This is a genomic window from Streptomyces sp. NPDC032822 (assembly GCF_055578825.1).
The window spans coordinates 556,687-578,668 of the sequence record NZ_JBVIOL010000005.1; the positions used below are offsets into that span (position 1 = coordinate 556,687).

19 protein-coding genes, 3 pseudogenes and 1 riboswitch are annotated in these 21,982 nt (G+C 70.4%); of the genes and pseudogenes, 12 read left to right on the top strand and 10 right to left on the bottom strand.

Annotation, left to right across the window (positions count from 1 at the left end):
- The first annotated feature begins 143 nt into the window (after positions 1–143).
- Together ACZ5VD_RS17970 and katG are read left to right on the top strand one after the other, a co-directional pair.
- Positions 144–587, top strand: coding sequence for a Fur family transcriptional regulator (locus ACZ5VD_RS17970; RefSeq protein ID WP_468682671.1), 444 nt, complete (start codon positions 144–146; stop codon positions 585–587).
- A gap of 82 nt (positions 588–669) precedes the next feature.
- Positions 670–2,886 carry a catalase/peroxidase HPI gene (katG, locus tag ACZ5VD_RS17975; RefSeq protein ID WP_468682672.1) on the top strand — a complete coding sequence of 739 codons (2,217 nt, stop codon included), beginning with the start codon at positions 670–672 and terminating at the stop codon, positions 2,884–2,886.
- 94 nt (positions 2,887–2,980) lie between these two features.
- Here katG and ACZ5VD_RS17980 read toward each other — a convergent pair.
- A pseudogene (locus ACZ5VD_RS17980) lies at positions 2,981–3,262 on the bottom strand (short-chain fatty acyl-CoA regulator family protein); the annotation flags it as partial.
- On the opposite strand from ACZ5VD_RS17980, the pseudogene ACZ5VD_RS17985 reads away from it, so the two are divergent.
- The 5 genes and pseudogenes from ACZ5VD_RS17985 to ACZ5VD_RS18005 form a co-directional block, all read left to right on the top strand.
- Positions 3,258–3,407 (top strand): annotated as a pseudogene (locus ACZ5VD_RS17985) (3-hydroxyacyl-CoA dehydrogenase family protein); the annotation flags it as partial. The pseudogenes ACZ5VD_RS17980 and ACZ5VD_RS17985 sit on opposite strands and share 5 nt — an antisense overlap.
- Positions 3,408–3,509: 102 nt before the next feature.
- Positions 3,510–3,707, top strand: a riboswitch (cobalamin riboswitch).
- Between the two features lie 178 nt (positions 3,708–3,885).
- A complete protein-coding gene (gene metE / locus ACZ5VD_RS17990) occupies positions 3,886–6,204 on the top strand; it encodes a 5-methyltetrahydropteroyltriglutamate--homocysteine S-methyltransferase (RefSeq protein ID WP_468682673.1) in 2,319 nt (772 codons plus the stop codon).
- Between the two features lie 266 nt (positions 6,205–6,470).
- Positions 6,471–7,241: an SDR family oxidoreductase gene (locus tag ACZ5VD_RS17995; RefSeq protein ID WP_468548294.1), complete on the top strand. Its 771-nt coding sequence runs from the start codon at positions 6,471–6,473 to the stop codon at positions 7,239–7,241.
- A gap of 49 nt (positions 7,242–7,290) precedes the next feature.
- Positions 7,291–8,319, top strand: coding sequence for an L-idonate 5-dehydrogenase (locus ACZ5VD_RS18000; RefSeq protein ID WP_468682674.1), 1,029 nt, complete (start codon positions 7,291–7,293; stop codon positions 8,317–8,319).
- Positions 8,320–8,794: 475 nt separating this feature from the next.
- Complete coding sequence (locus ACZ5VD_RS18005; protein WP_468548296.1) at positions 8,795–10,021, top strand: PP2C family protein-serine/threonine phosphatase; 1,227 nt, start codon at positions 8,795–8,797, stop codon at positions 10,019–10,021.
- Between the two features lie 148 nt (positions 10,022–10,169).
- Here ACZ5VD_RS18005 and trhA read toward each other — a convergent pair whose 3' ends face one another.
- Complete coding sequence (gene trhA, locus ACZ5VD_RS18010; RefSeq protein ID WP_468548297.1) at positions 10,170–11,000, bottom strand: PAQR family membrane homeostasis protein TrhA; 831 nt, start codon at positions 10,998–11,000, stop codon at positions 10,170–10,172.
- 266 nt (positions 11,001–11,266) lie between these two features.
- Between trhA and ACZ5VD_RS18015 the strand changes: the two genes are divergently transcribed.
- Positions 11,267–11,443, top strand: coding sequence for a hypothetical protein (locus ACZ5VD_RS18015; RefSeq protein ID WP_468548298.1), 177 nt, complete (start codon positions 11,267–11,269; stop codon positions 11,441–11,443).
- Positions 11,444–11,582: 139 nt separating this feature from the next.
- Here ACZ5VD_RS18015 and ACZ5VD_RS18020 read toward each other — a convergent pair whose 3' ends face one another.
- The gene (locus ACZ5VD_RS18020) at positions 11,583–11,786 is read right to left on the bottom strand and encodes a cold-shock protein (protein WP_164320436.1); all 204 of its coding nucleotides are present in this window, start codon (positions 11,784–11,786) and stop codon (positions 11,583–11,585) included.
- Between the two features lie 531 nt (positions 11,787–12,317).
- On the opposite strand from ACZ5VD_RS18020, the gene ACZ5VD_RS18025 reads away from it, so the two are divergent.
- A complete protein-coding gene (locus ACZ5VD_RS18025; RefSeq protein ID WP_468682675.1) occupies positions 12,318–12,485 on the top strand; it encodes a hypothetical protein in 168 nt (55 codons plus the stop codon).
- A 46-nt stretch (positions 12,486–12,531) separates the two neighbouring features.
- A complete protein-coding gene (locus ACZ5VD_RS18030) occupies positions 12,532–12,891 on the top strand; it encodes a hypothetical protein (RefSeq protein WP_468548300.1) in 360 nt (119 codons plus the stop codon).
- Positions 12,892–12,999: 108 nt separating this feature from the next.
- Here the strand turns inward: ACZ5VD_RS18030 and ACZ5VD_RS18035 are convergent, their stop codons facing one another.
- The 5 genes from ACZ5VD_RS18035 to ACZ5VD_RS18055 form a co-directional block, all read right to left on the bottom strand.
- Positions 13,000–13,308: an SCO5918 family protein gene (locus ACZ5VD_RS18035; protein WP_468548301.1), complete on the bottom strand. Its 309-nt coding sequence runs from the start codon at positions 13,306–13,308 to the stop codon at positions 13,000–13,002.
- Positions 13,309–13,357: 49 nt separating this feature from the next.
- Complete coding sequence (locus tag ACZ5VD_RS18040; protein WP_468548302.1) at positions 13,358–13,762, bottom strand: CBS domain-containing protein; 405 nt, start codon at positions 13,760–13,762, stop codon at positions 13,358–13,360.
- Between the two features lie 44 nt (positions 13,763–13,806).
- Positions 13,807–15,300 carry a DEAD/DEAH box helicase gene (locus tag ACZ5VD_RS18045; protein WP_468548303.1) on the bottom strand — a complete coding sequence of 498 codons (1,494 nt, stop codon included), beginning with the start codon at positions 15,298–15,300 and terminating at the stop codon, positions 13,807–13,809.
- Between the two features lie 276 nt (positions 15,301–15,576).
- A complete protein-coding gene (locus ACZ5VD_RS18050; protein ID WP_023586116.1) occupies positions 15,577–15,780 on the bottom strand; it encodes a cold-shock protein in 204 nt (67 codons plus the stop codon).
- Between the two features lie 432 nt (positions 15,781–16,212).
- Positions 16,213–16,422 carry a hypothetical protein gene (locus tag ACZ5VD_RS18055; RefSeq protein ID WP_468548304.1) on the bottom strand — a complete coding sequence of 70 codons (210 nt, stop codon included), beginning with the start codon at positions 16,420–16,422 and terminating at the stop codon, positions 16,213–16,215.
- A gap of 154 nt (positions 16,423–16,576) precedes the next feature.
- Between ACZ5VD_RS18055 and ACZ5VD_RS18060 the strand changes: the two are divergent.
- Positions 16,577–16,886 (top strand): annotated as a pseudogene (locus ACZ5VD_RS18060) (hypothetical protein); the annotation flags it as partial.
- A gap of 17 nt (positions 16,887–16,903) precedes the next feature.
- Here ACZ5VD_RS18060 and ACZ5VD_RS18065 read toward each other — a convergent pair.
- Positions 16,904–18,256: a class I SAM-dependent RNA methyltransferase gene (locus ACZ5VD_RS18065; protein ID WP_468682676.1), complete on the bottom strand. Its 1,353-nt coding sequence runs from the start codon at positions 18,254–18,256 to the stop codon at positions 16,904–16,906.
- Between the two features lie 57 nt (positions 18,257–18,313).
- Positions 18,314–20,371 (bottom strand): APC family permease, encoded by a 2,058-nt coding sequence (locus ACZ5VD_RS18070; protein WP_468548306.1) that lies wholly within the window; start codon positions 20,369–20,371, stop codon positions 18,314–18,316.
- A 527-nt stretch (positions 20,372–20,898) separates the two neighbouring features.
- On the opposite strand from ACZ5VD_RS18070, the gene ACZ5VD_RS18075 reads away from it, so the two are divergent.
- On the top strand, positions 20,899–21,982 hold a 1,084-nt coding region (locus tag ACZ5VD_RS18075; RefSeq protein ID WP_468682677.1), incomplete at its 3' end, for a homocysteine S-methyltransferase family protein.

A 21,982-nucleotide genomic window follows, 5' to 3' on the forward strand; every position in this document is an offset into this window, starting at 1 on the left:
CCGTGTCAAGGACATGCCGATAGTGCGGGAGAAAGCTTGCCGACAGAAGAACGCGAGCCGTCGGGCCCTCAACCTGCGCGACACCTAACCTGTACCGTTCCTTTTCTTGAACCATTCGTCTTTGTGGGGGTAGGTTGGGGGCCATGACTGCACCCCAGCTCCCGACCACTGCCGAGGAGCTTCGCGGTGCCGGCCTGCGGGTGACGGCTGCCCGGGTCGCGCTGCTGGAGACCGTCCGGGGCGGTGACCACCTCGGTGTCGAGGCCATCGCCTCCGGAGTGCGCGACCGGGTGGGCCACATATCGCTGCAAGCGGTGTACGAGGCCCTCCACGCGCTCACCGCCGCGAGGCTCGTACGCCGTATCGAACCGCCGGGGAGCCCGGCCCGGTTCGAGGGACGGGTCGGGGACAACCACCACCACCTCGTATGCCGGTCGTGCGGTGTCGTCGCCGACGTCGACTGCGCGGTCGGCCACGCCCCCTGCCTGACCGCGTCCCAGGACCACGGCTTCGCCGTCGACGAGGCCGAGGTCATCTACTGGGGCCTGTGCCCCGCCTGTTCCACCGCTTCCTCCCCCAGTTCGTGAAGTAGTTCGTGAAGTAGTTCGTTAACCAGCCCCACAGCCCGTTCCCGAGCTTGTGATCCACCCCGTTCGGAAGGATTCCCCCATGACCGAGAACCATGACGCGATCGTCACGGACCCGAAGCCGGAGGAGACGGGAGGCTGCCCGGTCGCGCACGGCCGCGCCGCGCACCCGACCCAGGGCGGCGGAAACCGCCAGTGGTGGCCGGAGCGGCTCAACCTGAAGATCCTCGCCAAGGACCCCGTCGTGGCGAACCCGCTCGGTGCGGACTTCGACTACGCCGCGGCGTTCGAGGCCCTGGACCTGGCGGCTGTGAAACAGGACATCGCCGAGGTGCTGACCACCTCGCAGGACTGGTGGCCCGCCGACTTCGGCAACTACGGCCCGCTGATGATCCGCATGGCCTGGCACAGCGCCGGCACCTACCGCATCAGCGACGGCCGCGGTGGCGGTGGCCGCGGGCAGCAGCGCTTCGCGCCCCTGAACAGCTGGCCGGACAACGGCAACCTCGACAAGGCCCGCCGTCTGCTGTGGCCGGTCAAGAAGAAGTACGGCCAGTCCATCTCCTGGGCCGACCTCATGATCCTCACGGGCAATGTCGCGCTGGAGACGATGGGCTTCGAGACCTTCGGCTTCGCCGGCGGCCGCGCGGACGTCTGGGAGGCCGACGAGGACGTGTACTGGGGCCCGGAGACCACCTGGCTCGACGACCAGCGCTACACGGGCGACCGTGAGCTGGAGAACCCGCTCGGCGCGGTCCAGATGGGCCTCATCTACGTCAACCCCGAGGGCCCCAACGGCAACCCGGACCCGCTGGCCGCGGCCCGCGACATCCGCGAGACGTTCCGCCGCATGGCGATGAACGACGAGGAGACCGTCGCCCTCATCGCCGGTGGTCACACCTTCGGCAAGACCCACGGCGCCGGTCCGGCGGACAACGTCGGCGACGACCCCGAGGCCGCCTCCATCGAGCAGCAGGGCCTGGGCTGGAGGTCCACCTACGGCACCGGCAAGGCCGGCGACGCCATCACCAGTGGTCTGGAGGTCACCTGGACCACCAAGCCCACCCAGTGGAGCAACGACTTCTTCGACATCCTCTTCGGCTACGAGTGGGAGCTCACCCAGAGCCCGGCCGGCGCCAACCAGTGGATGGCCAAGGACTCCGAGGCGATCATCCCCGACGCGCACGACGCGTCGAAGAAGAAGCTCCCGACGATGCTCACCACCGACCTGTCGCTGCGCTTCGACCCGATCTACGGTGAGATCTCGCGCCGCTTCCACGAGAACCCGGCCGAGTTCGCGGACGCCTTCGCCCGCGCCTGGTACAAGCTGACCCACCGTGACCTGGGCCCGAAGTCCCTGTACCTCGGCGCCGAGGTCCCGGCGGAGACCCTGCTGTGGCAGGACCCGCTGCCGGAGGCCGAGGGCGAGGTCATCGACGCCGGTGACATCGCGGCCCTCAAGGCCAAGCTCCTCGACTCGGGGCTGACCGTCTCGCAGCTGGTGTCCACCGCGTGGGCGTCGGCCTCCACCCACCGCGGCAGCGACAAGCGCGGCGGCGCCAACGGTGCCCGCGTCCGCCTGGAGCCGCAGCGCGGCTGGGAGGTCAACAACCCGGACGAGCTGGCCCAGGTGCTGCGCGTCCTGGAGGGCGTCCAGCAGGAGTTCAACTCCGGCGCGAAGAAGGTCTCCCTGGCCGACCTGATCGTCCTCGGTGGTGCCGCCGCCGTGGAGAAGGCCGCCAAGGACGCCGGTCACGTGGTCGAGGTCCCGTTCACGCCGGGCCGGGTGGACGCCTCGCAGGAGCAGACGGACGTCGAGTCGTTCGCCGCGCTGGAGCCGACCGCCGACGGGTTCCGCAACTACCTCGGCAAGGGCAACCGCCTGCCGGCCGAGTACCTGCTGCTCGACAAGGCGAACCTGCTCACCCTGAGCGCCCCCGAGCTGACCGTCCTCGTCGGCGGTCTGCGTGTCCTGGGCGCCAACCACGGGCAGTCCTCGCACGGCGTCTTCACCGACACCCCCGGGGTCCTGACGAACGACTTCTTCGTCAACCTGCTCGACCTGGGGACGACGTGGAGCTCGACCTCGCAGGACCAGACGGTCTTCGAGGGCCGTGACGCCGCCACCGGCGACGTCAAGTGGACCGGCACCCGTGCCGACCTCGTCTTCGGCTCCAACTCCGAGCTGCGCGCCCTCGCCGAGGTCTACGCGAGTGACGACGCGAAGGCGAAGTTCGTGAACGACTTCGTCGCCGCCTGGGCCAAGGTCGCGGACCTGGACCGGTTCGACCTCGTCTGATCCTGATCACGGGTGCTGCCCGGGCCGGCCTCTGTGGGCCGGCCCGGGCAGCACCTTTTTCCGGCCGCTCGCAGGCCTGCGCGGCGGGCCCGGTTCAGCGGTCCGCCACCGGATACGGGACGAACGTGCTGCTGTGCTGGTCGATCCGGAGCGGCCGGCCGAGGGGCGGGGCCGCGCGCTGGGGGCATTCGAGGCGTTCGCAGACGCGGCAGCCCATGCCGATGGGGGTGGCGGCGGAGGCGTTGTCGAGGTCGAGGCCGTCGGAGTAGACGAGCCGGTGCGCGTGGCGGATCTCGCAGCCCAGGCCGATGGCGAAGGTCTTGCCGGGTTCGCCCCAGCCGCCGCGGTGGCGGGTGAGTGCGCGGGCCGTCCTGGACACCCTCGGCGCGATCGCGGAATCCTTGTACGAGGAGTTCAAGGAGCCGCTCCACGCCCCGCCCCCGTTGCTCCAACGGATGTTCCAGGCAGGGCTGTTGGGGCGCAAGAGCGGCCGGGGATTCCACGTGTACGACCAGGACTGAGGGGCCCGGCCGGCGCGGGCACCCGCCGCGTGTCCCATCTCACGGTCCGCCATGTGAGCGGAGTTCTCCGTGCCGAGGCGGCGCCCCCTAGGCTGGCCGACGCAGCTGGTTCGCCCCGTCCGCCAGACGGGATGCGTCGTAAGAGGGAACCCGGTGGGAATCCGGGACTGCCCCGCAGCGGTGAGCGGGAACGACCGCCGTCATACGCACTGGGTCCGGTGAACAGGGCCTGGGAAGCGACGGCCAGTAGGTGTCCTCCGTACGGAGGGCGTGCCCGCGAGTCCGAAGACCTGCCCGTTGCCCGCGCGCGATCCCTCGTGCGCGGACATCCCGGTGGCCTCGTGGGCGGGTCGGCGTACCTATCGGGCGGACGATCGCGCGCTGTACCGCGCGGAACGAGGTCCGTCCGGTTCGTCACCCCTTCGCGCCCGCGTCCCGTCCCGGGATTCCAGGGAGATATCTCGCGAAGGAGATTTCCGTGACAGCGAAGCCCGCAGCCGCGGCAGCACGGGCCACCGTGTACGGCTACCCCCGCCAGGGACAGCACCGGGAACTGAAGAAGGCGATCGAGGGCTACTGGAAGGGCCGCGTCGACGCCGGCACCCTCCGGTCCACCGCGGCCGGCCTGCGCCGGACGAACTGGTCGCAGCTGGCCGAGGCCGGCATCCACGAGGTTCCCACCGGCGACTTCTCGTACTACGACCATGTCCTGGACACCAGTGTCATGGTCGGCGCGATCCCCGCCCGCCACCGCGCCGCCGTCGAAGCGGACGCCCTGGACGGCTACTTCGCGATGGCCCGCGGCACCCAGGACGTGGCGCCGCTGGAGATGACCAAGTGGTTCGACACCAACTACCACTATCTGGTACCGGAGTTGGGCCCGGACACCGTGTTCGCGGCGGACTCCGGCAAGCAGGTCGCCGAGCTCCGTGAAGCCCTCGCCCTCGGTCTCACCGCCCGCCCGGTCCTTGTCGGCCCGGTCACCTACCTCCTGCTCGCCAAGCCCGCGCCCGGTGTGGCCGCCGACTTCGACCCGCTGACGCTCCTCGACCGGCTGCTGCCCGTCTACGCCGAGGTCGTCGCCGACCTGCGCGCGGCGGGCGCCGAGTGGGTGCAGCTGGACGAACCGGCCCTCGTCCAGGACCGCACACCGGCCGAGCTGAACGCGGCCACCCGCGCCTACCGCGACCTCGGCACCCGCACCGACCGACCGAAGCTGCTGGTCGCCTCCTACTTCGACCGGCTCGGCGACGCCCTGCCGGTACTGGCCAAGGCCCCGGTCGAGGGGCTCGCCCTCGACTTCACCGAGGCCGCCGCGGCCAACCTCGACGCGCTCGCCGCCGTGGGCGGACTGCCCGGAAAGCGCCTGGTCGCCGGTGTGGTCAACGGGCGCAACATCTGGGTCAACGACCTCTCGGCGTCCCTCGCCACGCTCGGCACGCTACTCGGGCTCGCCGACCGGGTCGACGTGGCCGCCTCCTGCTCACTGCTCCACGTCCCGATCGACACCGCGGCCGAGCGGGACGTCGAGCCGCAGATCCTGCGCTGGCTCGCCTTCGCCCGGCAGAAGACCGCCGAGATCGTCACCCTCGCCAAGGGCCTCGCCGACGGCACCGACACCATCACCGGCGAACTCGCCGCCAACCGGGCCGACCTGGCCTCCCGCGCGGCCTCCCCCCTCACCCGCGACCCCGCCGTCCGGGCCCGCGCCGCCGCCGTCACGGACACCGACGCCCGCCGCTCCCGGCCGTACGCCGAGCGGGCCACCGCCCAGCGCGACCGCCTCGGCCTGCCCCTGCTCCCGACCACCACCATCGGCTCCTTCCCCCAGACCACCGAACTGCGTACCGCCCGCGCGGACCTGAGGGCGGGCCGGATCGACACGGCCGGCTACGAGGAGCGCATCAGGGCCGAGATCGGCGAGGTGATCTCCTTCCAGGAGAAGACCGGCCTCGACGTCCTCGTGCACGGCGAGCCCGAACGCAACGACATGGTCCAGTACTTCGCCGAACAGCTCACCGGCTACCTCGCCACGCAGCACGGCTGGGTCCAGTCCTACGGCACCCGTTACGTCCGCCCGCCGATCCTGGCCGGCGACATCTCCCGCCCCGAACCGATGACGGTGCGCTGGACGACGTACGCCCAGTCGCTCACCGCCAAGCCCGTCAAGGGCATGCTCACCGGGCCGGTCACCATGCTCGCCTGGTCCTTCGTCCGCGACGACCAGCCCCTCGGCGACACCGCCCGCCAGGTCGCCCTCGCCCTGCGCGACGAGGTCGGCGACCTGGAGGCGGCCGGGACCTCGGTCATCCAGGTCGACGAACCCGCCCTGCGCGAGACCCTGCCGCTACGGGCCGCCGACCATCCGGCGTACCTGGCGTGGGCCACCGAGGCCTTCCGCCTCAGCACCGGCGGTGTACGCCCGGACACCCAGATCCACACCCACATGTGCTACGCCGAGTTCGGCGACGTCGTCCAGGCCATCGACGACCTCGACGCCGACGTCATCAGCCTGGAGGCCGCCCGCTCCCACATGCAGGTCGCCCGCGAACTCGCCGCCCACGGCTACCCGCGCGAGGCCGGCCCCGGCGTGTACGACATCCACTCCCCGCGCGTACCGAGCACGGACGAGGCATCCGCCCTGCTGCGCAAGGGACTTGAGGCCATCCCCCCGGAGCGCCTCTGGGTCAACCCCGACTGCGGCCTGAAGACCCGCGCCTGGCCCGAGACCCGCGCATCCCTGGAGAACCTGGTCCTCGCGGCCCGGACGGTCCGCGAGGAACTGTCGGCGTCCTGACCGCCCCGACCTCCTGATCCGCACGACGACCGGTCGGGAGAGCGGGCGCGGTCCCGCTCTCCCGGCCGCCGGCCGACCGCCTCCGGGCCCTGCTCCTCGATCACCAGCCCCTTCGCCGCGAGCGGCGGCGCGAGACCGCGAAGGTCGACGACCGTCCGGCCCGCCCGCACCCCCCTCCCCGGCGGCCCGGCCGTACCGGGCATCCTGATCAGCACGCCGGTCGACACCGAGGCCGGTACTCCGATCAGCACCCCGGGGGTACGCGCATGAGCCACCCACTGTTCGACATCACCGGAGAGACCGCCCTGGTCACCGGCTCCAGCCGGGGCATCGGCAAGGCACTCGCCAAGGGCCTGCTGGAGGCCGGCTGCACGGTCGTCCTCAACGGCCGGAACGCCACGGCCCTGCGAGCGACCGCCACCGAACTCTCGGCCTCCTTCGGGGACCGGGTACGGACGGCCGCCTTCGACGTCACGGACTCGGCGGCCGTCACCGCCGGCATCGCCCGGGCCGAGGAGGAGAACGGGCCGATCGGCATCCTGGTGAACAACACGGGCGTCCAACACCGCCGCCCGTTCCTGGAGTTCACCGACGACGACTGGCACCGCCTGCTCGACACCAACCTCACCAGCGCCTTCCTCGTGGGGCGCGAAGTCGCCCGGCGCATGGCGCCCCGGGGCCGCGGCAAGATCGTCAACATCTGCTCGCTGCAGAGCGAGGCGGTCCGGCCCGGTATCGCCGCCTACTCCGCCACCAAGGGCGGCCTGAAGATGCTCACCAAGGGCATGTGCGCCGACCTGGGCCCGCTCGGCATCCAGGTCAACGGCATCGGCCCCGGCTACTTCGACACCGAACTCACCTCGGCCCTGGTCGCCGACGAGGAGTTCAGCGCCTGGGTCCGCAAGCGCACCCCGGCCGGCCGCTGGGGCGACGTCGACGACCTGGTGGGCGCCCTGATCTTCCTGTCCTCCCCCGCGGCCGACTTCGTCAACGGACAGGTGCTCTACGTCGACGGCGGCATGCTCTCCGTCCTGTGACGGACCCGGCCACCACGCAACGCCCTCGGAGAAGGAACGGAAGGCCCCCATGCAAGCCTGTGTCGTCCACTCGGCCGGAGACCTCCGGGTCGAACAGCGCTCCCCCGTCCGGCCCGAAGCCGGGCAGGTGACGGTCGCCGTCGCCCTCGGCGGAATCTGCGGATCGGACCTGCACTACTACCGCCACGGCCGGGTCGGCGACTTCACCGTCCGGGAGCCGATGGTGCTCGGGCACGAGGTCGTCGGCCATGTCGCCACCCTGGGCCCCGACGGCGAGGGACCGGCCGTCGGCACCCCGGTGGCCGTCCACCCCGCCACCCCGTGCGACCACTGCCCGCACTGCGCGGCCGGCCGCCGCAACCTCTGCGCCGACACCCGCTACCTCGGCAGCGCCGCCCGCACGCCCCACGTCCAGGGCGGCTTCGCCCAACTCGTCACCGTGCCCACCGCACAACTCCGCCCGCTGCCGCCGGAGCTCGCCCTCCGCCGTGCCGTCCTGGCCGAACCCCTGTCGGTGGCGCTGCACGCCGTGCACCGGGCCGGTGACGTGCGGGGCAGGCGCGTCCTGGTCACCGGGGCGGGCCCGATCGGCTGCCTGGTCACCGCCGTACTCCGCCACAAGGGCGCCGCCGAGATCGTCGTGAGCGACCTCCTCGACACACCCCTGCGTATCGCCGCCGCCTCCGGAGCCACCTCGACCCTCCGGGCGGACGCCCCCGGCAACGACGTATGGCCGGCACCCTTCGACATCGCCGTAGAGGCGTCCGGAGCACCCGCGGGCCTGCGCAGTTGCGTCGAACACGTGCACCGTGGCGGCACCGTCGTCCTCCTCGGCCTGCTGCCCCCCGGCGAGGTCCCCCTGCTGGGCAACATCGCCGTCACCCGCGAACTGGATCTCCGCGGCGCCTTCCGCTTCGACACCGAGTTCGACGAGGCCCTCGGCCTCCTGGCCCAGGACCTCCCCGTCGACGCGATCGTGACCCACACGTTCCCCCTCACCGAGGCCGGGGCCGCCTTCGACACAGCCCACGACCGAACCGTCGCCTCCAAGGTCCTCCTGGACCTGACCGACGCCTGAGAAGAGGGAAGGGGGACAGGGGTGCCCGGTTCAGACCGCGTTCAACGAGGTATCCAGCGCACGCGGAAAGCCCCCTGGGCGTCGAACGGGCGTAAGCGGCAGACCCCACCGGGTCGGTACACCCAGCGGTACACGCGTCGGCCGCTCGCGAACGTCGCGGTCCCGCTCGTACGGCGGATGGGCCGGCCAGGCGGCGGGATCAACCCTGATGGCGGGGCGACGGCGAGGCCCGGGCGCACCACACGGCGCCGGTGACCGAAGCCGTTCGACGAACGGTCGGCCGACAAGCTCATCCGTTCAGGGGCTCTGTGATGCAATGACATGCCCGGCACCGGGCTTGGCGCCGGCCGCTCACACCTGGGACGGAGCCCTGAGCACCAGCGAGCGAGGAGTCACCGTGACCGTGCGTCGGCCTGACGGGGCCAGTGAACCGACTGTTCGCACTCCCGAGAACGGGGGTGGCCGGGGCCGGGCGATGACCTTGGCCGGGACGTTGGAGGCGGCGGAGACCTCGGCGCCCGTGGAGTCGCTGGACGTGGTCGCGGCCATGCTCAGGGAGCGTCTGGGGGCCGCGTCGGTGTCGTTCCTCATCGTCGACTTCACCGGTAGCTCGGTCGTGCGGCTGGGGAGGGCGGGCAGTGTCGACACCGATGAGCCCGCCCGGCGTATCCCGCTGCGGGGCACCCTGTACGACGACGTGATCCGTACCCAGCGGCCGGGCATGGAGGACAGGGGCGAGGGGGCGCTGGTACGGATCGTCGCCCCGGTGACCAACCGCGGGGACGCCATCGGGCTCCTCGAACTGTTCCTGCCCGCGGCGCCGGACGCGGAGGCGATGCGGGAGATCAGCGAGACCGCGCACGCCCTGGCGTACATCGTCATCGCGAACCGGTCCTACACCGACGTCTACCAGTGGGGTCGGCGGACCATTCCGCTGAGCCTGGCCGCGGAGATCCAGCACCGTCTGCTGCCGGCTTCGCTGGCGTGCGAGGCCGCGCAGTTCGCGGTCGCCGGGGCGCTGGAGCCGGCCGACCACGTCGGGGGTGACACCTTCGACTACGTGATCGACCGGGACACGGTCCAGCTCTCCGTCACCGATGCCATGGGGCACGATGTCGACGCCGCACTGCTGGCCACCCTCCTGGTGGGCGCCCTGCGCCGGGCCCGGCGAGCCGGTGCCGACCTCGCCGAACAGGCCCGCCAGGCCGACCGGGCCATGCGCGAGCACGGCCGCCAGAGCTACGTCACCGGCCAGCTCCTGCGCATCAGCCTGATCGACGGCACGACCGAGTTCGTCAACGCCGGGCACCCCTGGCCACTGCGCATGCGCGACGGACAGGTGCGGGAGATCACCCCGGAGATCGACATGCCGTTCGGCTTCCATGCCCCACACACCTACCGGGTCCAGTCGCTTGACCTGCAACCGGGCGACCGGCTGGTGATGCTGACCGACGGGATGCTGGAACGCAATGCCAACAGCCTGGACCTGTCCGATCTGATCGTGCGCACCCGCGCGCTGCATCCCCGCGAGGCCGCCCGCGCACTCATCGCGACGATCGTCGACGCCAACCACGGCCATCTGCAGGACGACGCGACCGTCATGTGCCTGGACTGGCACGGCGTCAACCACTCCCGGCGTGACGCCGCCACCGGCGCCGACCTCGCCGACGCCTCCGCAGCATCACGGCCCCCCGGGCGATGACTCGAGGGTGTTCCGGCAACCCACCACGGCCAACCCCTGGCCGGGCGGCGCAGGCGCGGGCCGAGCAGGCCGAGGCCGGCGACCAGGACCACTACGCCGATGACCAACGAGTGAAACAGGTCCGGGGCGAGGCGGAACGTTGTCGCGGTCAGTAGGTGGCCAGGGAAATGGCGACGTAGTGCGCGGTGAAGGCCGCCACGGTCAGCGCGTGGAACACCTCGTGGAAACCGAACCAGCGGGGTGCGGGGTCGGGCCGCTGGAGGGCGTAGACCACCGCGCCCGCGCTGTAGAGGAGACCGCCGACAACGATCAGAGTGAGCACGGCCGCTCCGCCGGTGTGCAGGAAGTCGGGCAGATAACGCACCGGTGCCCATCCCAGGGCCAGGTAACACGGGGTGTACAGCCAGCGCGGAGCTCCGACCCACAGGACCCGGAACGCGATGCCGGCCAACGCGCCCGCCCACACGATCCACAGCAGCACGGACCGCTGGTCCGGCGTGAGGAGGAGTACGGCCAGGGGGGTGCAGGTGCCGGCGATGATCAGGAAGATGTTGGCGTGGTCGAGACGACGTAGAAGAGCCTCACCGAGCGGCCCCCAGGTGCCGAGGTGGTAGACCGCGCTCGTGGCGAACAGCAGCCAGGCGGTGACCGAGTACACGGCGCAGGCCAGGACCGCCTGCGGAGTACGGGCCTGGTAGATGAGTACGACGCCTGCGATCAGTGCGGCGGGGACCATTCCGGCATGGAGCCAGCCACGCAACTTCGGCTTGATCGGTTCGGCCAGGTCGGCCGCCCGCTCCATCAGAGCGGCAACCGGGTGAGCCTTCTCCCCCGCGTCGTCACCTTGTGATCCGCCGGGCAGCCCGTCTTCACGGCGCTCTCCAGGCGCTGAGGTGACCTGACTGCTCTCGACTTCAGCGGCGTCGCGGGACGCGGCTTCTCGTCCTCCCTCGGACTCCTGGGCTTCGCTGGCAACCATGCGGTCATGCTAGGAGACCTCACCCGGACGGCATGACGGGAGGTCGGTCCGGGTGCCCGGGCCCAGTCGCCGGCCATGGGCTGTTCCGTCGGCGGGTGAACTCGGGACCCCGGTGATCCGGCCGCCGATCGGGGCCTGCCGAAGCCGAGTGGATCGGCTGGCCATGGGAACGATCAGGGCGCTCCCGAACTGGCATCTCCGCTCGCCTACGCACAAGGATCGCCGATGCTTCCTGAGGTCCGCCCCAACGCGTCGCCGCCCGGGAGGTGACCGGTCGAGCCCTCGCCGAGTCCGACCGTTTTCCCGACCTCAAGACACAGGTCATCGGCGAACTGTGGATTCGAGATCTCGAGCTCACCGCCTGGCGCGTCCTGCACGCAGACCGCAGGTCGGACGATCCGGCCGGACGGAAGGCCTTCCTCGACGCCTGGACCAGCGTGTGAACGTCGGCTCCTCCGAGTTGCACGACAGCCGCACTGGGCATGGGCGGTCGCGCCCGCCCCAGAACTCGAACAGCTCAGGGCCGCGCAGCCACTGCTGCACGGCCCTGAGCGTGTGCGCCCTCGGGAAAGGCTGGTGAGATCAGGCCGTGGTGATGTTCTCGGCCTGCGGGCCCTTCTGGCCCTGGACGACGTCGAACGTCACGGCCTGGCCCTCCTGAAGCTCACGGAAGCCCGAGGAGTTGATCGCGGAGTAGTGCGCGAAGACGTCCGGGCCGCCGCCGTCCTGGGCGATGAAGCCGAAGCCCTTCTCCGCGTTGAACCACTTCACAGTTCCCGTAGCCATAGTCATGCCTTCCAACCGATGAAGGCCTCCCACTCCATGTGGAAGGCAGAGGTGATCGCCCTGGTCCCTGCGGCACAGCACAGCAAAAAAGCCCACGCCAAAAGCATGGGCAAAGGGGAACTCCGAACCACGACAGCTGACACAGACGGTACCTGTCCGCACGCCACGTCACCAGAGGAACGATCACACCAAACACCGGGACTCTGCGGGCGATGGCCGTCGAGACCGGCGGGCACGCTCATCTCACGCCGCGGCCGGCCCCGTCGCCCGTCCTGCGTCTGCTCCGGCTTGGAACCCCACTGCCGAACCTCCCGGTGCGCGCGCCCGCAGCCGACGCCTTCACCGAGGTACCACTCACTCACTTCACTGGTCAGGTACCCGGAGTGACCCACAGCCGCACAGCCCTTACGGTCGGGTACCGGCCGCCCCTGGGCATTCCCGCCTCCGGGTGTGGCACTTCGGATACCCGGCAGGTCGGCCGGTGACGGGCGTGGCACGGGGGACCGCACCGGCCTTGAGGATCCCGGACCGATGACGGAGCAGCTCCTGGAAGCGCTACAGACCGGCGCTGTTGCCGCGACATCCGGACCGGCGTTCCTGCTGCCGCGTCAGCGCCTCGACGAGGATCGGCTCCTCCGGCCCACGGTCACTCGCCGGGCCTGCGGCGGCAAGACCGTGAGCGCCCGTCTTCCCCGGTAGCACCGCCGCTGGAGCAGCTGGACGGCCGGTGAATACAATCTGCTTCATGTCGAAGCCTGACGAGCTGCTCGTTGACCTCGCTGCCCTGGTGGAATCCGGGCAGAGCAACCAGATGTCCCTCACCGTGGTCACCGGTGGTGCTGTCATCACCGGTCGGCTGGCTCCCGAAGCAGTGTGGAGGCAGAGGGTGTCGGAGGTACTGACGGATTCGGATCGCTTGGGAGAGTTCTCCGCCGTCTTCGATACCCCTCTGAAGAAGGACGGGCCGCCTACGTATCTGCACTTCCATGTCGCCCGGATCCTGCAGGGCGCGGTGGGCATCCCGGAGACGGGTGGGATGTACCGTGCCGCGATCGAGGACGTCAGTGCCTGGACCGTGGGCGACTTCAGCTATTCCGACCGCTGAGCAACCAGTAGGACGGGAACCCGCCGCACGCGGTAGGGGCCCGACCGGCGCGCGCCGGTCGGGCCCCTACCGCTGTTCAGGTGTCGGCTCGCGCCGCTGTTTCCTCGGTCAGACGGATACAGGGGCGCCGAGCATCGCGGCAGCTCCCTGGAGCGAGCCGAGGATGCGTACGGGCGCGGCCGTGGGGAGGTCACGGCAGGTGAAGCCGAGCCGAGTCATGGCCCGGAGGACTTCGGCGGCGCTGAAGTCACGTCGGTCCTGGCGGGTGACGACCTGGCCGACCTGCTTCATGGGGTAGTGGCGGCGGCCGATGATCACCGACTCGCCCGTGACCGGTTCGGGCTTGATGCCCTTCATCGACTCCAGCACGCCGATCTTGGTGAGCTCGAAGGGGAAGCGGGCGATGACGCAGCGCATGTGGCCTCACAAGGAGAGGAGGAGAACGTTCCGACCAGAGTGAGGCTGCTCAGCGGGAGAGGGCGAGGACGCCCAGGGCACTGCCTTGCCCGTCGACGACCGGCAGGGCACCGAGCCGACGGGAGCGCATCACGTGCTCGGCTTCGGAGGCGGTGGTCACGGGTGAGGTGAACGGCCCGTGACCGCCGAGGATGTCGCGCAGGCGGACGCGGTCCGTGTAGGCAGAGCTGTCGCGGAAGGCGTTGAGGTCGGTCCGGGTGACCAGGCCTGTGCACTCGCCGTCCTGGTCGCAGACGACCAGTCGGGCCGTGCGGGCGGCGGCCATGACGGCCAGCGCCACCTCGACGCTCATGTCGTCACAGACCTGCGGTCCGGCCGCGTCCATGACCTCGACCACCGTCCTGTGCTCGGGGTTGGCGCCCGCCGGGCGGGGCTGCGTCTGAACCAGCGTCAAAGGTGCCTCCTGCAGAGATGGTCAGCTTCCTGAGTACGAGGGTTCTAGGCCGCCGCATCGAGGGCGGGCCGGCGTACGGGCGCGCGCCGGGCAACCGACGAGGGGCGGCGTCGGCCTCGGGAGGTGGCACCGCGCTTGGAGCGTTCGACCACCGGTGCGGTGATGACGACCGGGATGCCGGACGGGGCCTGGGCGCCGGTGATCCGGCTCAGGGCCTCGTCGCCCGAGCGGACCTGGGTGGTCTGCGGCTGGATGCCGGCGTTCGACATGAGGCGGACCATGTCGCGGCGCTGGTTCGGTGTGACGAGGGTGACGACGCTGCCGGACTCGCCGGCGCGGGCGGTCCGGCCGCCGCGGTGGAGGTAGTCCTTGTGGTCGGTCGGCGGGTCGACGTTGACGACGAGGTCGAGGTTGTCGACGTGGATGCCGCGGGCCGCGACATTGGTCGCCACCAGCACACTGACGTGCCCCGTCTTGAACTGCGCCAGCGTGCGGGTGCGCTGCGGCTGTGACTTGCCGCCATGCAGCGCGGCGGCCCGTACTCCGCTGTTGAGCAGGTCCTGGGTCAGCCGGTCGACGGCGTGCTTGGTGTCCAGGAACATGATCACGCGGCCGTCGCGGGCGGCGATCTCGGTCGTGGCGGCGTGCTTGTCGGCGCCGTGGACGTGGAGGACGTGGTGCTCCATCGTCGTGACCGCACCAGCCGACGGGTCGACCGAATGCACGACGGGGTCGGTCAGATAACGGCGCACCAACAGGTCGACGTTACGGTCCAGGGTCGCGGAGAACAGCATCCGCTGTCCCTCTGGACGCACCTGGTCGAGCAGTGCGGTGACCTGCGGCATGAAACCCATGTCGGCCATCTGGTCGGCCTCGTCCAGCACCGTGATGCCCACCTGGTTCAGCCGGCAGTCGCCACGGTCGATGAGGTCCTTGAGCCGGCCCGGGGTCGCGACAACGACCTCGGCCCCGCCTCGCAGCGCGCTGGCCTGCTTGCCGATCGACATCCCGCCCACCACCGTGACCAGTCGCAGCTTGACGGAGCGGGCGTACGGAGTGAGCGCGTCGGTCACCTGCTGCGCCAGCTCACGCGTCGGTACGAGGATCAGGCCCAGCGGCTGGCGGGCCTCGGCACGCTGTCCGGCGGTGCGGGCCAGCAGGGCGAGGCCGAAGGCGAGGGTCTTGCCGGAGCCGGTGCGTCCGCGGCCCAGGACGTCACGGCCCGCCAGGGAGTTCGGCAGCGTCGCGCCCTGGATCGGGAACGGACTGGTCACACCCTGCTTACCGAGTTCGGCCAGCAGTTGATCGGGCATGGTGAGGTCGGCGAAGTCCTCGACGGCGGGCAGCGCGGGGGTGATCGTCTTGGGAAGCGCGAACTCACCCTGCACTGCGGCGGGTCGGCGGCCGTAACCACCGGAGCGGGCCGGCCCGCCGGAACGGCGCGGTGCCGACGAGCCGAAGCGGCTGCCGCCCTTTCCGGCGTCAGCACTGCCGTTACGGGTGCGGCCGAAGCGGTCGTTCGTACGTGTGCGGTTCATGTGGAGCCTTCCTCGATACGGCGCATATCAAGGAATTCCCGCAGCGATGAGCAGCACAGAGAATTACAGGTATGGACCGAAGACAAAAGAGATCACATCTGGCCGACGGAAATTCACGCGGGCACAGATGCCGAAATGGGGGACGCGATGGGGACGTGCCCCAGAACGTCGACTGCGGATTCCTCCGAGTCGCCCGGCGGGTGAACCCGCTGCGGGAAATGCGTGCAGCTGGGGCCCGCACCCCGAAGGATGCGGGCCCCAGCTACGAAGTGTGCGTCAGGCCGGAACGATGTTCTCGGCCGTCGGGCCCTTCTGGCCCTGCGCGATGTCGAAGGTCACCTTCTGGCCTTCGAGCAGCTCACGGAAGCCCTGAGCGGCGATGTTCGAGTAGTGGGCGAACACGTCAGCGCCGCCACCGTCCTGCTCGATGAAGCCGAAGCCCTTTTCCGCGTTGAACCACTTGACGGTACCAGCAGCCATGTCATATCTCCTTTGGGGCAGTACATCGGAATCCGCACTGCGCGGACACCGTGTCGCCGCGATGATTACCCCGCCCGGAAATGACCGGAAATAGAAAAGCGCTCCCACCGACAGAAGCCGAGTGAGGGCACTTGAAGTTTGGGAACCACAACCGCAACCGAGAACGACAGTAGCACGCTGGAGCGGTCCACGCACATCACCTAATTCCACTCCGCTCATAGCGGCGGAATTCTCACCGCCACGAACCGTGAAACCCTCATCTCGCGGGCACAGGTATTAATTCACTCGGAGTGCACTGTTTCAGAAAAACGGTGTCGCCCCCTGACGCACAGGCGAGGGCTGAGCTTGCTCCACTGTGACGGACACCATCGGTGTGGTGGTCAGCCCGGCGCCGGCCGGCCGCCCGGCCTCCTTGACTCCGCCTGCGCCGCGTCAGGCGGCCGGGCCGAAGAGCGCCCACATGCCGAAGGCCGGCCCGTACAGCGCGAGGCCCGCCAGGTCAGTGACCGTGATCAAGGTGATGGTGTGGTCCCGGCAGCGCGCGAGCCGTCCCCTGCGCCTGCGCCGACACGGCCGGTGGAAGACTGCCGGACCTCCACAACGCGACACCAGGGCGGTGCCGCCGATCACCAGCAAGGCCATGACGAGCAGCATCGGACCCCCGCTCCCCGGCCCAAGCCTCCGTGAGTAGCGGGAAGGCCTCCGTCCCGGCCAGTGCGTCTCCGGCCGAACCAGCCGAAATGGCGGCGCGTCGGAGCGCCGACAACGCTATTGCCTCGTGTGTCCCCTGCGCGCCCTTGGGACCAAGGTCCGCGCCCTCGCCGACCGCGGAGCGCCCCGCGACCTGATCGACGTCTCAGCGGCATCCCGCCGCTGGAGTACGGCCGACCTCGAAGAGTTCGGCCGTCGGCACGCCCGTGGCCGCTGTGAACGGGAAGACCTGCAGGCCAGCCTCACAAGAGCCGAGTGGACCGACGACGAGGCGTTCGCCCCCCTACGGCCTCGATGACTCCACCATCAGCGCACCGCGCACCTGGGCCGTGGATTGGGCCGATGCCCTTGTGGCCCTGCTTCTTGAGGAGTTCGAAGAGCCGGACGTCGGCTGATCGCGAGGTACTCCGGGTCAGGAACCCTTCGCCACGGGCTCCAGAATCGCCACGCACTCCATGTGATGTGTCATCGGGAACAGATCGAACACCCGCAACGTCCGCACCCGGTACCCGCCGTCCCGGAAGTACCCCAGGTCCCGGGCCAGCGCCGCCGGGTCGCAGGCCACGTAGGCGATGCGGCGGGCGTCCAGTGAGGCCATGTGCTGGACGGTCTTGCGGCCGGCGCCCGACCGGGGCGGGTCCAGGACGATCAGGTCGACCTCGGTGATGCCGGTGCGCGGGAGCACCGCCTCGACCTTGCCCTGTTCGATGCGGACGCGGTCGAAGGCGGCGAGGTTGTGCCGGGCGTCCTCGACCGCGCGCTTGCCGGACTCGATGCCGAGGACGGCGCCCTGGTCGCCGAGCCGGTCGGCCAGCGCGCCCGCGAACAGGCCGACGCCGCAGTACAGGTCCAGCGCCATCTCGCCCTTGCGGGGCAGCAGACCCTGCATGACGGCCGTCACGAGGGTGTCCGCGGCCTTCGGGTGGACCTGCCAGAAGCCGCCGCTGCCGACGCGGTGGGTACGGCCGTCCGCGCGCTCGCGGACGAAGGCGCGGCCGTGGACGCGGTGGATGCCGCCGTCGTGCTCCTCGACGCGCATGACGGAGACGGGCCGGTCGAGTTCGACGAGGGGCAGGCGGGCGCCGGGCTTGGGCTCCAGGATGACCATGCGGTCCTGGGAACCGGTCGCGGCGATCACGTCGACGGACTCCATGCCGGACCAGTCGTGCTTCTCGATGCCCAGTTCGCTGACGCCCGGGGCCGCGATCATGCAGTGGTCGATCGGCTCGACGTCGTGCGAGCGGTGCCGGCGCAGTCCGGCGTTGCCGTCGGCGTCCACGGCGTACTGCACGCGGGTCCGCCACTGCGGGACCTGCCCCGCGGGAAGCTTGTCGCCCTCGGCGGGCAGCACCGTGCCGTCCCAGCCGGCCTCCTCGGGCGTGAGCCCGGCGAGCCGCTGGAGCTGCTCGGCGACGACCTCGCCCTTGAGGCGGCGCTGCGCGCCCGGCTTGGCGTGCTGCCAGTCGCAGCCGCCGCAGCGGCCGGGTCCTGAGTAGGGACAGGGCGCCTCGATGCGGTCCTTGGAGGCGTCCAGCACCCGGACCGCGTCCGCGCGCAGGAACCGGGCCCCCTCCTCGCCGTCGGTCACCCGCGCCACGACCCGCTCGCCGGGCAGCGTGTGCCGGACGAACAGCACCTGGCCCTCGTCGGTCCGGGCGATGCAGTGCCCGCCGTGGGCGACGGGGCCGACCTCGACCTCGTACTCCTCCCCCACGAGCGACTTCACGAGCGGCCCCGCCTGCGATGTGTTCGGTTCTGCCTGCATGGCGGGGTGACTCCAGATGCGAGTGGGGGTGGGACGGCCGGACAACAGCCCACCAGTCTACGTCGGTGTCGACGACTCCTTCGCCCGCTCCTCGGCGGGCCCGCGCCGCACCGCACCCGGCGCGTTCCACTCCTGTCGCCTGCGGGCCCGCTTCTTCGCCGCCTCGGAGGACTGGAGCTGGTAGGGCACCGAGGTCACCATCACACCGGGCGTGAACAGCAGCCGGCCCTTGAGGCGGAGCGCACTCTGGTTGTGCAGCAGATGCTCGTACCAGTGGCCGACCACGTACTCGGGGATGATCACGGACACCGCGTCGCGCGGCGACTCCTTGCGCAGGCTCTTCACATACTCGATGACCGGCCGCGTGACCTCGCGGTAGGGCGAGTCGAGAACCTTCAGCGGTACGTCGATCCCGCGCCGCTCCCACTCGTCGCGCAGCGCCTTGGTCTCGGCCGGGTCCACGTTGACGCTGAGCGCCTCCAGGGTGTCCGAGCGCAGCAGCTTGGCGTAGGCGAGGGCCCGCAGCGTCGGCCGGTGGATCTTGGAGATCAGGACGACCGAGTGCACACGGGAGGGCCGTACCAGGTCGTCGGCCGGCGGCTCGGAGATGTCGGGGGCCGCGATCTCCTCGGCGACGCGGTCGTAGTGCTTACGGATCGCCGTCATCGTCGCGTAGAAGATGCACATGCCCAGCAGCGCGACCCAGGCGCCGTGGGTGAACTTCGTGGCCAGGACGACGACGAGCACCAGGCCGGTGAAGAAGGCGCCGAAGGCGTTGATCGCGCGGGAGCGGACCATGTGGCGGCGCTTGGCCTGGTTCTTCTCCTTGGCCAGGTGGCGGTTCCAGTGGCGGACCATGCCGGTCTGGCTGAGCGTGAACGACACGAACACGCCGACGATGTACAGCTGGATCAGCCGCGTCGAGTCGGCACCGTAGATCCACACCAGCAGGACGGCCGCGCCGGCGAGCAGCACGATGCCGTTCGAGAAGGCGAGCCGGTCGCCGCGGGTGTGCAGCTGACGGGGCAGATAGCGGTCCTGGGCGAGGATCGAGCCGAGCAGCGGGAAGCCGTTGTACGCGGTGTTCGCGGCCAGGAACAGCACCAGCGCGGTGGCCGCGGCCAGCACGATGAACAGGAAGCTGCCCTTGCCGAAGACGGCCTCGGCGACCTGCGAGATCACCGGGTTCTGGACGTAGTCGGAGCCGATCGCGACACCGTTGTGGATCAGGTCGACGGCCGGGTTCTCGGCCATCCTGACCTTGGTCACCGTGGCCAGCGCGATGATCCCGCAGAACATGGTGACGGCGAGCAGGCCCATCATCGCGAGCGTGGTCGCCGCGTTCTTCGACTTGGGCTTTCGAAAGGCCGGCACTCCGTTGGAGATCGCCTCGACACCGGTCAGAGCGGCACAGCCGGACGAGAACGCCCGCAGCAGCAGGAAGACCAGCGCGAACCCGGCCAGGCCCTGGTGCTCGGGCTTGATCTGGTAGTCCGCCGTCGGTGCCCGCATGGTGTCGTCGAGGACCAGCCCGCGGAACGCCCCCCACGCGATCATGACGAAGACGCCCGTGACGAAGACATAGGTCGGAATCGCGAACAGCGAGCCCGACTCCTTCATCCCGCGCAGGTTCATCAGTGTCAGCAGCACGATCACGGCGACCGCGCAGAGCACCTTGTGCTCGACCACGAAGGGCACCGCGGAGCCGAGGTTCTCGATGCCGGAGGAGATCGACACGGCGACGGTCAGCACGTAGTCGACGAGCAGGGCGCTGGCCACCGTGAGGCCCGCCTTGGGCCCGAGGTTGGTGTTGGCCACCTCGTAGTCGCCGCCTCCGCTCGGGTAGGCGTGCACGTTCTGTCGGTAGGAGGCGACCACCGTGAACATCAGCACGACGACCGCGAGCGCGATCCAGGGGCTGAAGTGGTACGCCGACACGCCCGCGATGGAGAGGACCAGCAGCACCTCGCCCGGCGCGTACGCCACGGAGGAGAGCGGGTCGGAGGCGAAGACAGGGAGTGCGATGCGCTTCGGCAGGAGCGTTTCCCCGAGCCGATCACTGCGCAGTGCGCGCCCGATCAGGATCCGTTTGGGCACGTCGGTCAGTTTGGACACAACAGAGGATCGTAGGCGTTCGAACGTGGGCTCGCCCACCCGCCACCCCACTTCCGCGCGCGGGCCTGTCCCGGGCACGCGTCTGTCCGCTCCCCGGCACGCCCCTGTCTGCCCTCCGAGTGAAATCGGGGGCGGGGCGGCTGCGGATTCCGCAGGCCGTGCGGTCGTCGTGTCTATATGACTAAACCCCGACCGTTTCCCAGGCTGTTGCCGCCCGCTGGAGGGTCCATGCACACCACCGCAGAGTTGATCGGCGCCGCCGGCACCCTCGTCGGCCTCGGAATCCTCACGCTCATCAGCGTCAGAAGCATCAGCCGGCGCTGACCCCCCACGATCGGCCCCGGATCGACCGCGGGTCGGCCCGGCCGCATCGACCGGATCGGGCCGCTCCACCGACCGGATCGTCCCCGGGACACCGAGGGGATCTCCTTGGCGACACCGTCGGGGGCGACGAGTACCGTGGCACCGAGTCTGCCGGCCGCCCCGGCAGCTAAGCCGACAGCCGTCGCATCCGAGGGAGCTTTTTCATGGCCTCTGTGCCGCTGACCCCTTCCGCCGACAGCGGGACCCGTGTGTCCGCGCTCCGGGACGCGCTCGCCACTCGTGTGGTGGTGGCCGACGGAGCGATGGGGACCATGCTGCAGGCTCAGGACCCGACGTTGGAGGACTTCGAGAATCTTGAGGGCTGCAACGAGATCCTGAACCTGACGCGTCCGGACATCGTCCGTTCCGTCCACGAGGCCTATTTCGAGGTCGGTGTGGACTGCGTCGAGACCAACACCTTCGGGGCGAACCACGCCGCCCTCGCCGAGTACGACATCGCCGGCCGCGTGCACGAACTCTCCGAGGCCGGTGCCCGCATCGCCCGCGAGACCGCCGACGCGTTCACCGCCTCGACCGGGCGGCAGCGCTGGGTCCTCGGCTCCATGGGCCCCGGCACCAAGCTCCCCACGCTGGGCCACGCCCCCTACACCCTCCTGCGCGACGCCTACCAGCAGAACGCCGAAGGCATGATCGCGGGCGGCGCCGACGCCCTCCTCGTCGAGACCACGCAGGACCTGCTGCAGACCAAGGCGTCGGTCATCGGCGCCCGCCGGGCCCTGGACACCCTCGGCGTCGACCTGCCGGTGATCGTCTCGGTGACCGTCGAGACGACCGGCACGATGCTGCTGGGCTCGGAGATCGGTGCGGCGCTGACCGCGCTGGAGCCGCTGGGCATCGACATGATCGGCCTCAACTGCGCCACCGGCCCGGCCGAGATGAGCGAGCACCTGCGCTATCTCGCCCGCCACTCCCGCATCCCCCTGTCCTGCATGCCGAACGCGGGCCTCCCGGTCCTCGGCAAGGACGGCGCCCACTATCCGCTGACGGCTCCCGAGCTCGCCGACGCGCAGGAGACGTTCGTCCGTGACTACGGCCTGTCCCTGGTCGGCGGCTGCTGCGGTACGACCCCGGAGCACCTGCGCCAAGTCGTCGAGCGGGTCCGGGACCTGACGCCGACGCCACGTGATCCGCGCCCTGAGCCGGGTGCGGCGTCGTTGTATCAGACGGTGTCGTTCCGTCAGGACACGGCGTATATGGCGATCGGTGAGCGGACGAACGCGAACGGGT

What these genes read in the sequence shown, in the direction of transcription:
- ACZ5VD_RS17970 (WP_468682671.1), top strand. Translation starts at nt 144, where the DNA reads ATGACTGCACCCCAGCTCCCGACCACTGCCGAGGAGCTTCGCGGTGCC.
- katG (WP_468682672.1), top strand. Translation starts at nt 670, where the DNA reads ATGACCGAGAACCATGACGCGATCGTCACGGACCCGAAGCCGGAGGAG.
- ACZ5VD_RS17995 (WP_468548294.1), top strand. Translation starts at nt 6,471, where the DNA reads ATGAGCCACCCACTGTTCGACATCACCGGAGAGACCGCCCTGGTCACC.
- ACZ5VD_RS18000 (WP_468682674.1), top strand. Translation starts at nt 7,291, where the DNA reads ATGCAAGCCTGTGTCGTCCACTCGGCCGGAGACCTCCGGGTCGAACAG.
- ACZ5VD_RS18005 (WP_468548296.1), top strand. Translation starts at nt 8,795, where the DNA reads ATGACCTTGGCCGGGACGTTGGAGGCGGCGGAGACCTCGGCGCCCGTG.
- trhA (WP_468548297.1), bottom strand. Translation starts at nt 11,000, where the DNA reads ATGGTTGCCAGCGAAGCCCAGGAGTCCGAGGGAGGACGAGAAGCCGCG.
- ACZ5VD_RS18020 (WP_164320436.1), bottom strand. Translation starts at nt 11,786, where the DNA reads ATGGCTACGGGAACTGTGAAGTGGTTCAACGCGGAGAAGGGCTTCGGC.
- ACZ5VD_RS18025 (WP_468682675.1), top strand. Translation starts at nt 12,318, where the DNA reads ATGACGGAGCAGCTCCTGGAAGCGCTACAGACCGGCGCTGTTGCCGCG.
- ACZ5VD_RS18030 (WP_468548300.1), top strand. Translation starts at nt 12,532, where the DNA reads ATGTCGAAGCCTGACGAGCTGCTCGTTGACCTCGCTGCCCTGGTGGAA.
- ACZ5VD_RS18035 (WP_468548301.1), bottom strand. Translation starts at nt 13,308, where the DNA reads ATGCGCTGCGTCATCGCCCGCTTCCCCTTCGAGCTCACCAAGATCGGC.
- ACZ5VD_RS18045 (WP_468548303.1), bottom strand. Translation starts at nt 15,300, where the DNA reads ATGAACCGCACACGTACGAACGACCGCTTCGGCCGCACCCGTAACGGC.
- ACZ5VD_RS18050 (WP_023586116.1), bottom strand. Translation starts at nt 15,780, where the DNA reads ATGGCTGCTGGTACCGTCAAGTGGTTCAACGCGGAAAAGGGCTTCGGC.
- ACZ5VD_RS18055 (WP_468548304.1), bottom strand. Translation starts at nt 16,422, where the DNA reads ATGGCCTTGCTGGTGATCGGCGGCACCGCCCTGGTGTCGCGTTGTGGA.
- ACZ5VD_RS18065 (WP_468682676.1), bottom strand. Translation starts at nt 18,256, where the DNA reads ATGCAGGCAGAACCGAACACATCGCAGGCGGGGCCGCTCGTGAAGTCG.